The following is a 12358-nucleotide window of genomic DNA, read 5'->3' as shown; positions in this document are numbered from 1 at the left end:
CGACTGGGGTAAACCCCACCACTCGGCACGGTCCGGTCGGCACTTCAGGTCGTTTGGTAAACTAATTACTGACGATTCCTTGACACTCTCTTGACCAATCTCCAGGCCAATCCCTGACCAGCCCCTCTACCGCTCTCTCGACCAAGGAGGAACGGGCCCATCGGACACGCAGAGCTTCTGATCGCCATGGGCGGCGCCTTTCTGGCCGCCGCCGTTCTCGCCCGCGCGGGTGCCCGTATCGGGCTCCCCACGATTCCCCTCTTCATCCTGGCCGGCATACTGCTCGGCCCCCACACGCCCGGCATCGTGCTCGTCTCGGACCCGCACGACATGGAGATGCTCTCCTCACTCGGCCTGGTCCTGCTGCTCTTCTACCTCGGCCTCGAGTTCCACATGGACGACCTCAAGGCGGGCGGGCGCCGGATGGCTCTCGCCGGAGGGACGTACCTCGCGCTGAACGTCGGCGCGGGCCTGGGCTTCGGATTCGCCCTCGGCTGGGGCACCTCCGAGGCGCTGGTCCTCGCCGGGGTGCTGGGCATCTCGTCGTCCGCGATCGTGACGAAGGTGCTCGTGGACACGGGGCGGCTCGGGAACCCCGAGACCAAGCCGATCCTCGGCATCATCGTCGTCGAGGACGTCTTCCTCGCCCTCTACCTGGCGGCCCTCCAGCCGATCCTGTCCGGCGCGAACTCCCTCGGCGCGGCCGTCCTCGACGGCGGCAAGGCCTTCGCCTTCCTGCTGCTGCTCGCCCTCGCGGCGCGGTTCGGTACGCGGGTGGTGGGGCGGCTCTTCGACACGAAGGACGACGAGCTGCTGGTCATCTCCTTCCTCGGGGCGGCCGTGTTCATGGCGGGGGTCTCGGAGTGGTTCGGGGTGGCGGACGCGATCGGGGCGTTCATGGTCGGGCTGATGCTCGGCAGCACGTCCTCCGGGGAGCGGATACGGAAGCTTGTGCATCCGTTGCGGGACGCCTTCGGCGCGATGTTCTTCTTCGCGTTCGGGCTGTCCATCGATCCCGGTGACCTGCCCACCGTGCTCTGGCCCGTGCTGGCCGCGGTGGCGCTGACGCTCGTCATGAACGTGCTTGCCGGTCTTGGGGCGGCTCGGGTGTACGGGTTCGGGGCCGGGCCCGCCGCCAATATCTCCACGACTCTTCTTGCTCGGGGGGAGTTCGCGCTCATCCTTGCGACGATGGCCGCGGTGGCGGGGCTCGATGATCGGCTGTCGCCGTTCATCGCGGGGTATGTGTTGTTGCTGGCTGTTCTTGGGCCGTTGGCTGCGGGGCGGTCGGGGTGGCTGGCCCGGGTGTTGCCCGGGGGGCGGTCCGACGCGGAGGTCGAGCGGGACGTGGCACGGGTCGGCTGAGGCCGACCGCGTTCGTCTTGTGTGGTGTGGGTTGCTGTGGGCGGCCTTTCTCTTCCCCAACCCCACCCCTTCCCGAAACCTTGGGCTCCGCCCCGGGGTGGGTGGGGGACTGGGGCGGATTGGTGAGTGCGGGTCCGCCGTGGCTGGTCGCGCAGTTCCCCGCGCCCCTGAAGACCGGTGGCCGAGGCCTGTTTGTCACGTGACGGTCCATCGTGGTTGCTCGCGCAGTTCCCCGCGCCCCTAAAGACACCGGTGGCCGAGGCCTGTTCGCCGCGTGACGGTCCGACGTGGTTGCTCGCGCCGTTCCCCGCGCCCCTGAAGGGGCGCCTCCCTCCGGCCCGCGTCCCTGGCGGGGTACCGGCCGGAGGGGGCGTGGCGGGATGTGTGGCCGCAGCTTACGAGGACGTGGGAAGGGGGTCGCCTTGGCAAGCGGGGGTTGCGGCTTCCGCTGCGGGCGGACATTCCGGCGCGGCCCCGCACCGGAGAGACGGACGTCCGCCCCCAACCACCCCAGGGGCGCGGGGAACTGCGCGATCAGCCCCCACCCACCCGCAGACGAACCCGAACCCCCAACAACTCAGACCGTCGCCGGCCCCGTCGTCGCGCCCTCCCGGCAGATCAGCAACAGCGCCCGGTCGTCGTTCACGTCCTTCGCGACCGCCTCGATGAGGTGCCAGGCGGCGCCATGGAAGCCCCCGGCCACATACCGGTCGGCTTCGCCGGTCAGCCGGTCGATGCCCTCGACGATGTCCCGGTCGGACGTCTCGACCAGTCCGTCCGTGAAGAGCATCAGGACATCCCCGGGCCGCAGCGAACCCTTCACCGGGTCGAACTGGGCCCCGTCGTACACCCCCAGCAACGGCCCCTCCGCGGCCTTCTCCTCCCAGCGCCCACTCCCCGCGCTGAGCTGAAGCCCCGGCGGATGCCCGGCGGAGAACAGTTCGTAGTCGCCCGAGTCCAGGTCCAGGACCAAGTGGATCGACGTGGCGAACCCCTCGTCCCAGTCCTGCCGGAGCAGATACCCGTTCGCCGCGGGCAGGAACGCGTGCGGGGGAAGCGAGCCCAGCAGCCCCCCGAACGCCCCGGACAACAGCAGCGCACGCGACCCCGCGTCCATCCCCTTGCCGGAGACGTCCGTCAGGACCACTTCGAGCGTGCGGCCCCCGTTCGTACGGGCAGCGACGACGAAGTCGCCGGAGAACGACTGCCCGCCGGCCGGCCGCAGAGCCATCTCCCGATGCCAACCCATCGGCAGCTTCGGCAACTTGCTCTGCACCCGGATCCGCTCGCGGAGGTCGAACAGCATGGTCCCGCCCCGCCGCCACGGCACACCCACCCGGCTGCGGAACTGGGCGATCAGCAGCCCGAAGAACCCGCACGCGGCCACGACCAGCACGATCCCGGGCGTCACCCGGGATGGCCCCTCCGTGTACGGCCCGAGTTTCACGGACTCCACGATCAGCGCGGTGGCGGCCGCGGCGTACAGCCCGAGCAGACTCGACGGCCGCAGCAGCAGTCCGCCGGCGACGATCGGCAGGACCAGCAGCGCCGGCGAGCACCAGACCGAGTTCATGAGTGTGAGGCAGGCGATCACGGGAATGGTCAGCAGCAGACCGGCGAGCGCGACCCAGTCGGATCCGTCGCCGCGGAAGTAGTCGACGGCGGATCTGCGCAGGCCGGTGCGGACCCGGTGAACCTGCTTCTTCAACCGGGCCGTGAACGTATCGGCTTCAGCGCGCCGCTCTCGTCCTGCTGCCATTAGTTCGGGACCCTATCCATCGGACCAGGTACTTGGCACGGGAGGTCCCACTTGTCCCCCGTCCGGGGACGGAAGTCACAGGGAATTCCGACCCTCGCAGAGCGTACGGCCGGATGCGGACCCGACATCGCCGGGCGGGGAGAAATACAGTCGCTCATCCCGGATTGCCCTGGTAGGCATGAGGACATGACGACAGAACTACGCGTGCTGCGCCCGGACGACTGGGACAAGTGGTACGGGAACCTGGAGCTCGCGTTCGGCGGGGTCGCGGAATCCCCCGAGGAGAGGTCGCTGTGGAGCGACCTCACGGAACACGACCGGTTCGTCGGTGCCTGGGACGGCGACGACTGCGTGGGCACGGCCGGGGCGTTCACGTTCCGGGTCACCGTCCCGGGCGGCGCCGCCGTGCAGGCGGCCGGCGTCACGATGGTGAGCGTCTCCTCCACGCACCGCAGGCGCGGTGTGCTGCGGTCGATGATGCGGCGCCAGCTGGACGACGTACGGTCCTGGGGCGAGTCGCTCGCCGTGCTCACGGCATCCGAGCCCGTCATCTACGGCCGGTTCGGCTACGGCGTGGCGACACACCAACTGCGCGCCGAGATCGACACGTCCCGGGTGCGGCTGTCGGTGCCGGAGGGCACGGACGACGTACGGCTGCGGCTCGTGGCACCGGACGCGCCGGCCGTACGCGACGCCTGCGAGGCCGTGTACGCGCGTCACGTGGCCGCCCGGCCCGGGATGCTGGAGCGCAGGCCCGGCTGGGAGCGGCTGCCCCTGCTCGACCCGGAGAGCGACCGCAAGGGCACGTCGCCGCTGCAGTGCGTGCTCGCGGAGCGGGACGGCGAAGTCGTGGGCTACGCCCGGTACTTCAACAAGCCGGACTGGGACCTGGCCGGCCCCAAGGGCGCCGTCGAGCTGCGCGACCTGGAGGCGCTCGACCCGGCCGCGTACGCGGCGCTGTGGCAGCACCTCTTCGGTATCGACCTGACGTCGACGGTGAAGGCGCACAGCCGTCCCGTCGACGACGCCTGGCAGCATCTGGTCTCCGACGTCCGGCGGTGCGATGTGTCGTTCCGGGACTCGCTGTACATACGGCTCGTCGACGTAGGCGCGGCGCTGGAGGCGCGGACGTACCAGGCGCCGGTGGACGTCGTGTTCGAGGTCGAGGACGCCTTCTGCCCCTGGAACGAGGGGCGTTGGCGGCTCACGGGTGACGCGAAGGGAGCGTCCTGCGCGCGGACGGCCGACGCGGCCGATCTCTCCCTGTCCGTAAGGGAGTTGGGTTCGGCCTATCTCGGTGGCGTGTCCCTCGCCTCGCTCGCCGCGGCGGGGCGGGTGCGGGAGCTCCGCCAGGGCGCCCTCGCGGAGGCCTCGCTCGGCTTCTCCTCCGCCGTGGCCCCGTGGCTGCCGCACGGCTTCTGAGCGGTATCGGACCTGCCGGCTGTCAGGCCTGATGGCTTTCAGGCCACCACCGGCCTTCAGGTCTTCTGACAGGTCGGGCACCAGAAGAGGTTGCGGGCGGCGAGATCGGCGGTGCGGATCTCGCCGCCACAGATGAGGCAGGGCAGGTTGGCCCTGCGGTACACGTAGACCTCGCCGCCGTGGTCGTCCTTGCGCGGCGGGCGGCCCATCGCCTCAGGCTCGTGCTCCGGGCGGACGGTGTCGATGCGGTTGTTGCGGACGCCCTCGCGCATGAGCGTGACCAGGTCCGCCCAGATCGCGTCCCACTCGGCCCGCGTGATGTCCCTGCCCGCCCTGTACGGGTCGATGCCGTGCCGGAAGAGGACCTCGGCGCGGTAGACGTTGCCGACGCCCGCGATGATCTTCTGGTCCATGAGGAGGGCGGCGATCGTCGTACGGCTGCGGGAGACGCGGGTGTACGCGAGAGCCGGTTCCGCGTCCTCGCGCAGGGGGTCCGGGCCCAGGCGGGCGTGTATCGCCTGCTTCTCCGTGTCCGTGATCAGCGTGCAGGTGGTCGGGCCGCGGAGGTCCACGTACGTGGTGTCGTTCGCGAGTCTCAGGCGGACCGTGTCCGTGGGTGGGGGTGCGGGGGTGGTGCCGAAGTTCACTTTGCCGAAGAGGCCGAGGTGGATGTGGATCCAGTCCTCGGACTCGAAGCGGAGGAAGAGGTGCTTGCCGTGGGCTTCCGCCGTGGTGAATTCCGTGCCGTTCAGGAGGGCCGCGGCGTCTGCGAACTTGCCCTGGGGGCTGGTGACGCGTGCCCTGCGTCCACCGAAGCCGCCGATGAAGTCCTCGGCCAGCCGATGAATGGTGTGCCCTTCGGGCACGGGGGCCTCCTGCTTGGGTCGCGGTACGCCCACACCGTACGTACGTGCGGGTTCGTTGTGGCTGGTCGCGCAGTTCCCCGCGCCCCTTCAGGGGCGCGGGGAACTGGGAGGTCTTCAGCCTCTCCTAGCCCTGCGGGTGGTGGGCCGGGATTGCCGGGAGGTTGCCCGTCGTCTCGTACGTCGACAGCATGTCGATGCGGCGGGTGTGGCGCTCGTCGCCGGAGAACGGGGTGCCGAGGAAGATCTCGACGAACTTGGTCGCCTCCTCCTCGGTGTGCATGCGGGCACCGACAGCCACCACGTTGGCGTCGTTGTGCTCGCGCCCGAGCGCCGCGGTCTGCTCGCTCCACGCGAGCGCGGCCCGCACACCCTCGACCTTGTTCGCCGCGATCTGCTCCCCGTTGCCCGAGCCGCCGATCACGATGCCCAGCGAGCCCGGGTCGGCCGCCGTGCGCTCCGCGGCGCGGAGGCAGAACGGCGGGTAGTCGTCCTGGGCGTCATAGATGAGGGGCCCGCAGTCGACGGGCTCGTGCCCGGCCGCCCTGAGCCACTCGACGAGGTGGTTCTTGAGTTCGAAACCGGCATGGTCGGAGCCGAGATACACGCGCATGGTCCGAGTGTGACACGCCTGTTTCCGATCGGCCCCGTCGGGGCAGGCGCACGAAATGCGCTGAGTCGCATGACGGAAAAGTGTGAGCAACACTACAGAACCTCAAGGAAACCTCAAGTAACGATCTGGATTCAAAGGTTCACGAATCCATTCGCCTGGGATTCACTGGACCGGCTCGTGCACCTCGTGTGCATCGCCCGTACACCGCTCGTACGGACTTCCCCGTAGGAAATCCGCGGTATCCGCAATATCCGCGGTGGCTCGTAGTCCCCCCACTCAGTCCCCTCCCCCACAGTCCCCGGCGCAAAGGAACACCGTCCTATGACCTCGCAGCCGACTATGACGAAGGCCGGAAACGGCCCCGACGGACCCGGAGAACCCGGGGGACCCGACGCCGGTCTCCAGGCCGGGCTCAAGAACCGTCACCTCTCGATGATCGCCATCGGCGGAGTCATCGGCGCCGGCCTGTTCGTCGGCTCCAGCTCCGGTATCGCCACCGCGGGCCCCGGCATCCTCCTGTCGTACGCCCTCGTCGGCACGATGGTCGTCCTCGTGATGCGGATGCTCGGCGAGATGTCCGCCGCGAACCCGACCTCGGGTTCGTTCTCCGCGCACGCGGACCGTGCGCTCGGCCGGTGGGCCGGGTTCTCGATCGGCTGGCTGTACTGGTTCTTCTGGGTCGTCGTGCTCGCCATCGAGGCGACCGCGGGTGCCGTGATCCTGGAGAGCTGGATCCCCGCCGTACCGCAGTGGGGCTGGGCGCTCATCGTCATGGTCGTCCTGACCGCGACGAACCTGGTCTCCGTCGGCTCGTACGGCGAGTTCGAGTTCTGGTTCGCCGGGATCAAGGTCGTCGCGATCGGCGCGTTCATCGTCATCGGCGGGCTCGCGGTCTTCGGCGTACTGCCGGGTGTCGACAGCGACACGGCAGGGCTCGGGAACCTCACCGACCACGGCGGGTTCCTGCCGAACGGGCCGGGCGCGATCCTCACCGGCATCCTGCTCGTCGTCTTCTCCTTCATGGGCAGCGAGATCGCCACCCTCGCGGCGGGCGAGTCGGAGAACCCGCAGCGCGCGGTCACCAAGTCCACCAACAGCATCATCTGGCGGATCGGCGTCTTCTACCTCGGCTCGATCTTCGTCGTGGTCACGCTGCTGCCCTGGGACTCGGACGCCATCCAGAAGGACGGCTCGTACGTCGCCGCGCTGAACTCGCTCGGCATCCCGAACGCCGGCGAGATCATGAAGTTCATCGTGCTGACGTCCGTACTGTCCTGTCTCAACTCCGGCCTCTACACGGCCTCCCGCATGGCCTTCTCGCTCGGCCAGCGCGGTGACGCCCCGAAGGCCTTCGCCCGTACCACCGGCCGCGGTGTGCCGATGCCGGCGATCATCGCCTCGGTCGTCTTCGGCTTCGTGGCGGTGTTCTTCAACTACGAGTTCCCCGACTCGGTCTTCCTCTTCCTGGTCAACTCCTCCGGTGCGGTCGCCCTGTTCGTCTGGCTCGTCATCTGCCTCTCGCAGCTGCGGATGCGGAAGATCATCGAGCGCGAGACGCCGGAGAAGCTGGTCGTGCGGATGTGGCTGTACCCGTATCTGACGTACGCGACGATCGCGCTGATCGTCTTCGTCCTCGGCTACATGCTCACCGACACCGAGCACGACGGCCGCCAGACCGTACTGCTGTCGCTTCTTGTGGCTGCCGTCGTCGTCGGCATCGCGCTGGTACTGGAGAAGGTGCGGCGCGGGAAGGCCCGGGCCGAGCTCCAGGAGGAGCAGGACTCCACGGTCTAGACGGCCTCACCTGTTTCTCCGTACGACGCCTCCGCGGGACTCTCCGCGGGGGCGTCGTCGTGTGTCGTGGGGTCGTCGGGTCTCCGGCTCGTGGGTCACAGGGGCGTGAAGCTGTCCTTGACCTCCTCGTAGACCGGAAGTGCGCGGTCCTCGATCTCCGGGCGGTACCAGGTGGTGATCTCGTAGTACTTGCCGTCCGCGTTGAAGCCGAGCAGCCGGGCGTGCCAGGGCAGTCCCTTGGCCGTGACCGTGTACTCCCAGACGACCGCGGGCGCGTCGCGGAACGTGGTCTCCTCCAGCCGGATCCGCTGGTAGTCGAGGCCCTTGCTGGTGTCCTTCTCCGTCTTCGTCCACTGGTCCATCAGGTCGCCCCGGGCCGGAGCCGCGTTGGCGAGGATCTCCTGTTTGCGGTCCGGGGAGGTGTAGTGGACCTCGGCGCCGCTCTGCACCACCCGTTCCCACCCCTCGGGCGGGACCCACGCGTACATGCCCGCCTCCGTACGGGAGCCCTCCGGGAGGGTGGGCGGCCGTGCGGTGCCCGCGACCGTGGGGGGCGGGGTGGTCGGGGTGCCGCCTGTGGTGGCGGAGGAGGAAGAGGGGGGAGAGGCCTTGTCCTTGTCGTCCGGGGATCCGCCGAGCGCCGGGATCACCAGGGCGGCTACGACACCGGCGACGACCACACCCGCGACGGCCACGGCTCCCTTGCGGTTCCGGCTCCAGGTCCGGTTCCGGCGCGGGTCGGACGGCACGGCGGGGCCGAGCGGTTCGCCCGGCGGCATCGGGGCGGACCGGGGCCTTGTGGGGACCGAGTTGTTCCCGGCCGCTCCCGCGGAGGGGATTTCGGGAGTGCCCTGGGGCGGCGCCTCGGAGGACGCGTTCTCGGGGTCGGGGGGTGTGGGGCCTGCGGGAGTGGTGGGGCCGCCGCCCATGCCGGTTGGGCCTGTGGGGCCTGTGGGCTCTGTGGGGAGCGGTTCGGGGGCGGGTTCCTCCGGAGCTTGAGCCGGGGTCGGAGCCGGGGCCGGGCCCTCGATCGTCGGCGTACGCCGTACCGGTACCGCGTCCTCCACCGGCGCCGCCAGCCTCGGATCGCCCCCGCCCCCGCCCCCGCCCCCGCCCGTCGTCGGCGGGGGGACGGGCGGCGGCTCCAGGGCAGGGATCCGCAGGAACAGAGGTGTCGGACGTTCGGTCGGCGGCGGAGGTTCGATCGGTGGTGCCGGGGCCGCCGCGTGGGACTCCGGTGGTGCCTGACCGGCGACACCGGGTGAGGACTCGGCCGTACGGGCAGCCGCCGGTACGGCTCCCGGTCGCGCCCCGGATTCAGGCCCGGACCCGGACCCGGAAACGGACCCGGAAACGGACCCGGACTCGGACCCGGACCCGGGTCCTGGAGCGGGACCCGCAGCCGGACCGGATTCAGAACCTGCTCCCGCTCCCTCTCCCGCTCCCGTTCCGGGCTTCGCCGCCGCTCCCGGAGTGGTCCGCTCCCCCTCCCCGAGGCCGACCGGCCGAACCGGCTCGGCCGGCCCAGTCGGCTCGGCCCGCTCCGGACCAACCACCGCGCCCGGCCCAACCGCCGTACCCAGCCCGGCCGTCGCGCCCGGCGGCGCGGACGCCCCGGTACTCCCGTCCGCCACCGGCCCGAGGATCTCCGCCAGTTCCTCCAGGCCGGGCCGTACCGACGGGTCCTTGAGCAGCAGGGCCGACAGGACCTCCCTCAACTCCCCCGCCCCGGACGGGATCTCCGGCTCCTCGTACAGCACGGCGTGCAGGGTGGCGAGGGTGGTCGCGCGGGAGAAGGGGGAGCGCCCGCCGAGGGCCGCGCAGAGGGTGGCGCCGAGGGACCAGAGGTCGGACGGCGGGCCCTGGGGGCGACCGGAGACCCGCTCCGGTGCCATGTAGTCGGGGGAGCCGACCAGCATCCCCGCCATCGTCAGCGCCTCGGCGTCCTGGATCGCGGCGATGCCGAAGTCGGTGAGGACGACCCGGCCCGCGCGCTGCTCGACCAGGACGTTGGCGGGCTTGATGTCCCGGTGCAGCACGCCCCCCGCGTGCACCTGGCCGAGCGCGGCGACCAGTCCGAGCCCGATCCGTGCCGTGCCGCGCGGGCTCAGCGGCCCGTCCTCCGCCAGGACCCTGTCCAGGGAGCGGCCGTCGACCAGTTCCATCACGATCCACAGCCGTTCGCCCTGGTCCACCACGTCGTACACGCGCACGACGTTGGGGTGGTCGATCCGGGCCGTGGCCCTGGCCTCGCGCAGGGTGCGTTCGCGACGGGTCCGGGTGTCCTCCTGGTCCATGCCGTCTATACGCATTTCCTTGACGGCGACCTGTCGGTCGAGGACTTCGTCGACCGCCCGCCACACCCGTCCCATTCCCCCCTGACCGATGCTCTCGGTCAGCCGGTAACGGCCCGTCACCAGCAATCCCGGAATACCGCCCCTCGTTATTTCCGGCACCCCCATGCCCCCCCTTCAACACCCGCCACAGAAGAACCGCAAAGAAGCACAATGGTCACAACTTCGTGCCACACCAGCATAGTGGGGAGAAATCTTGTGGTACCACTTCAAAGACTGCGAATTCAGGCGCAGTCAGGGGGATACAAGGGGGACGAACATGAGTTCTCGTCGCATGACGATCGCCACAGGATCGCTGCTCACTGCATCTTTCTCGGCAGTGATGATCTTTTCCTTCTCCGCCGGTGCGGACGACGAAGGGCCGATGAGCGGCAAGGGGGGAAAGGCCGTTGACAAGGCACCCTCGGGTGTCGAGCTGACGACGCTGCTGCCCGAGAAGATCGAGGTCGACAACAGCTCACAGGAAACGGCGATTACCGCCACGGTAAAGAACGGGGGGACGAAGGACAGCGGCGAAATCCGACTGCTTGTGGTCGGTTTTGATGGCCTCTCGGTCAAGGGTGTCGAGGGCTGTGCGGAAATCGCCGAGAAAGACCTCCCTGAAGGTTCGAACAGTGGTTTCGCATGTGCCATCGACAATCTCGCGGCCGGCAAGTCGAAGTCGTACGCCGTGGACGCGACGTTCGATCTGAAGAAGGAGGGCAAGATCTGCCTGCCCGTCCAGGACGCCGACGGGAAGAAGACGTTCTGGCAGCAGGGCCCGGTCCCGTTCGGCGCGAACAACCCGTCGCCGAACGCACCGGCGACGCCGCTCCTGCTCGGCACCGACAACAGCCCGGTCACCCCGGGCAGCGACAAGGCCGGCGGCAACAAGTCGGGCGGCAAGGAACTGCCCAAGACCGGTCCGGCCGACCGGATCCTGCCGCTCGGCGCGGTCGGCGCGGCGCTGATCTCCGCGGGCGCGGCGGGCCTGTGGTGGACGCAGCGGCGGCCTCAGCGGAGCGGGTCGTAGGGCCCCCGATCCCCACAGCACGACAGGTACGCGTACGGCGCCTCCGCGGTCTCACCGCGGAGGCGCCGTAGGGGGTGGGCGGGCGTACGGCGCCGTCAGCCCTCGCGCTTGACGAACTTCCAGGCGGTGGGCAGCACGCCCATCGCGAGGGCGGCCTTGAGCGCGTCGCCGAGGAGGAACGGGGTGAGGCCCGCCGCGATGGCCTGGGTCAGCGTCATGTCGGCGGCGAACGCCAGGTACGGGACGCCGATCGCGTAGATGATCGCCTCGCCCAGGAGCATCGTGCCGGCCATGCGTACGACCGAGCGGTCGGCGCCGCGGCGGGCGAGGGCGCCCACGACGGTGGCCGCGAGCAGCATGCCGAGGATGTAGCCGAAGGACACGGTGGCGCCGGCGCTGCCCTCGGCGAACCACGGGACGCCTGCCAGACCCAGCAGCGCGTAGATCGCGAGGGAGGCGAGGCCTCGGCCGGTGCCGAGTGCGGTGCCCACGAGGAGGGCCGCGAAGGTCTGGCCCGTCACCGGGACCGGGGAGCCCGGGACCGGGACCGCTATCTGGGCCGCGAGGCCCGTGAGCGCGGCGCCGCCTGCCACGAGTGCGGCGTCCCTTACGCGGGAGGCGGGGAGCAGGTCGGCGATTACCTGGCCCGGGCGGGTGGGGGCGACGGCGGTGGTCATGGGGGCTCCGGCGGGTGTGGGCAGTTCGGGACACGGTGACGCTATCCCAGGGGTGTTGGGGGTAGCACCGTCAGCGGTCGACAAAGGGGGGATCCAGTGTGTGGTGGACCTCTTACAAAGGGTGTGGTGTACACCCGTGAGGGCGTGATGCTGGTCACTGAGGTGGGGTGGGGTTCCCGACGGGGTGGCGACTGACGCCGTCTGTAGGGTCCCGCCAAAGGGTTCTCGCCCCCGCCGCCCCTACCCTCCCCCACTCTCGGCTTCGCTCGAGCGGGGGGACCCCCATTGTGGGGGTCTGGGGGCGAAGAAAAGCGCCCCTGGCCGGACAGGGCACCCACCACCTACCCTTCACCCCATGGTCGCCCAAGCCAGGAACTTCGTGTCGCGTCGCTATGTCGATCTGCGACGCCAGGGCACGGCCACCTGTCGCCACCGCTGAGGCGGGCGCGGAGGGATTCATCCGGCTCGCCGAGACGAGACAAGACAGCAGACGTCGGCG

The 12358-nt window shown here is 70.0% G+C and carries 9 protein-coding genes; 4 read left to right on the top strand and 5 right to left on the bottom strand.

The window, feature by feature from the left end:
- Nucleotides 1-186 precede the first annotated feature (186 nt).
- Nucleotides 187-1365, top strand: coding sequence for a cation:proton antiporter (locus QF035_RS34150; protein ID WP_307524405.1), 1179 nt, complete (start codon nt 187-189; stop codon nt 1363-1365).
- 577 nt (nt 1366-1942) lie between these two features.
- On the opposite strand, the gene QF035_RS34145 is transcribed toward QF035_RS34150, so the two are convergent.
- Nucleotides 1943-3124 (bottom strand): PP2C family protein-serine/threonine phosphatase, encoded by a 1182-nt coding sequence (locus QF035_RS34145; protein ID WP_189837844.1) that lies wholly within the window; start codon nt 3122-3124, stop codon nt 1943-1945.
- A 186-nt stretch (nt 3125-3310) separates the two neighbouring features.
- On the opposite strand from QF035_RS34145, the gene QF035_RS34140 reads away from it, so the two are divergent.
- Nucleotides 3311-4546: a GNAT family N-acetyltransferase gene (locus QF035_RS34140; protein WP_307524402.1), complete on the top strand. Its 1236-nt coding sequence runs from the start codon at nt 3311-3313 to the stop codon at nt 4544-4546.
- 56 nt (nt 4547-4602) lie between these two features.
- On the opposite strand, the gene QF035_RS34135 is transcribed toward QF035_RS34140, so the two are convergent.
- Complete coding sequence (locus QF035_RS34135) at nt 4603-5412, bottom strand: Fpg/Nei family DNA glycosylase (protein ID WP_307524400.1); 810 nt, start codon at nt 5410-5412, stop codon at nt 4603-4605.
- Nucleotides 5413-5536: 124 nt separating this feature from the next.
- Nucleotides 5537-6022, bottom strand: coding sequence for a ribose-5-phosphate isomerase (locus QF035_RS34130; protein WP_307524398.1), 486 nt, complete (start codon nt 6020-6022; stop codon nt 5537-5539).
- 321 nt (nt 6023-6343) lie between these two features.
- Between QF035_RS34130 and QF035_RS34125 the strand changes: the two genes are divergently transcribed.
- Nucleotides 6344-7816, top strand: a complete 1473-nt coding sequence (locus tag QF035_RS34125; protein WP_055618210.1) for an amino acid permease — start codon at nt 6344-6346, stop codon at nt 7814-7816.
- Between the two features lie 95 nt (nt 7817-7911).
- Here QF035_RS34125 and QF035_RS34120 read toward each other — a convergent pair whose 3' ends face one another.
- A complete protein-coding gene (locus tag QF035_RS34120; protein ID WP_373466777.1) occupies nt 7912-10233 on the bottom strand; it encodes a serine/threonine-protein kinase in 2322 nt (773 codons plus the stop codon).
- A 196-nt stretch (nt 10234-10429) separates the two neighbouring features.
- Here QF035_RS34120 and QF035_RS34115 point away from each other — a divergent pair, with 196 nt between their 5' ends.
- Nucleotides 10430-11182, top strand: a complete 753-nt coding sequence (locus QF035_RS34115) for a hypothetical protein (protein WP_307524397.1) — start codon at nt 10430-10432, stop codon at nt 11180-11182.
- Nucleotides 11183-11277: 95 nt separating this feature from the next.
- Here QF035_RS34115 and QF035_RS34110 read toward each other — a convergent pair whose 3' ends face one another.
- Nucleotides 11278-11859, bottom strand: a complete 582-nt coding sequence (locus tag QF035_RS34110; protein ID WP_307524396.1) for a biotin transporter BioY — start codon at nt 11857-11859, stop codon at nt 11278-11280.
- Between the last annotated feature and the right edge of the window lie 499 nt (nt 11860-12358).

It is taken from the genome of Streptomyces umbrinus, from assembly GCF_030817415.1.
Taxonomy (GTDB): Bacteria; Actinomycetota; Actinomycetes; order Streptomycetales; family Streptomycetaceae; genus Streptomyces; species Streptomyces umbrinus_A.
Note: the sequence above shows the minus strand (reverse complement) of the source record. Positions and strands in the feature narration are given on the sequence as shown.

Coding starts and splice junctions, on each gene's coding strand:
- QF035_RS34150 (WP_307524405.1), top strand. CDS start 187: ATGGGCGGCGCCTTTCTGGCCGCCGCCGTTCTCGCCCGCGCGGGTGCC.
- QF035_RS34145 (WP_189837844.1), bottom strand. CDS start 3,124: ATGGCAGCAGGACGAGAGCGGCGCGCTGAAGCCGATACGTTCACGGCC.
- QF035_RS34140 (WP_307524402.1), top strand. CDS start 3,311: ATGACGACAGAACTACGCGTGCTGCGCCCGGACGACTGGGACAAGTGG.
- QF035_RS34130 (WP_307524398.1), bottom strand. CDS start 6,022: ATGCGCGTGTATCTCGGCTCCGACCATGCCGGTTTCGAACTCAAGAAC.
- QF035_RS34125 (WP_055618210.1), top strand. CDS start 6,344: ATGACCTCGCAGCCGACTATGACGAAGGCCGGAAACGGCCCCGACGGA.
- QF035_RS34115 (WP_307524397.1), top strand. CDS start 10,430: ATGAGTTCTCGTCGCATGACGATCGCCACAGGATCGCTGCTCACTGCA.
- QF035_RS34110 (WP_307524396.1), bottom strand. CDS start 11,859: ATGACCACCGCCGTCGCCCCCACCCGCCCGGGCCAGGTAATCGCCGAC.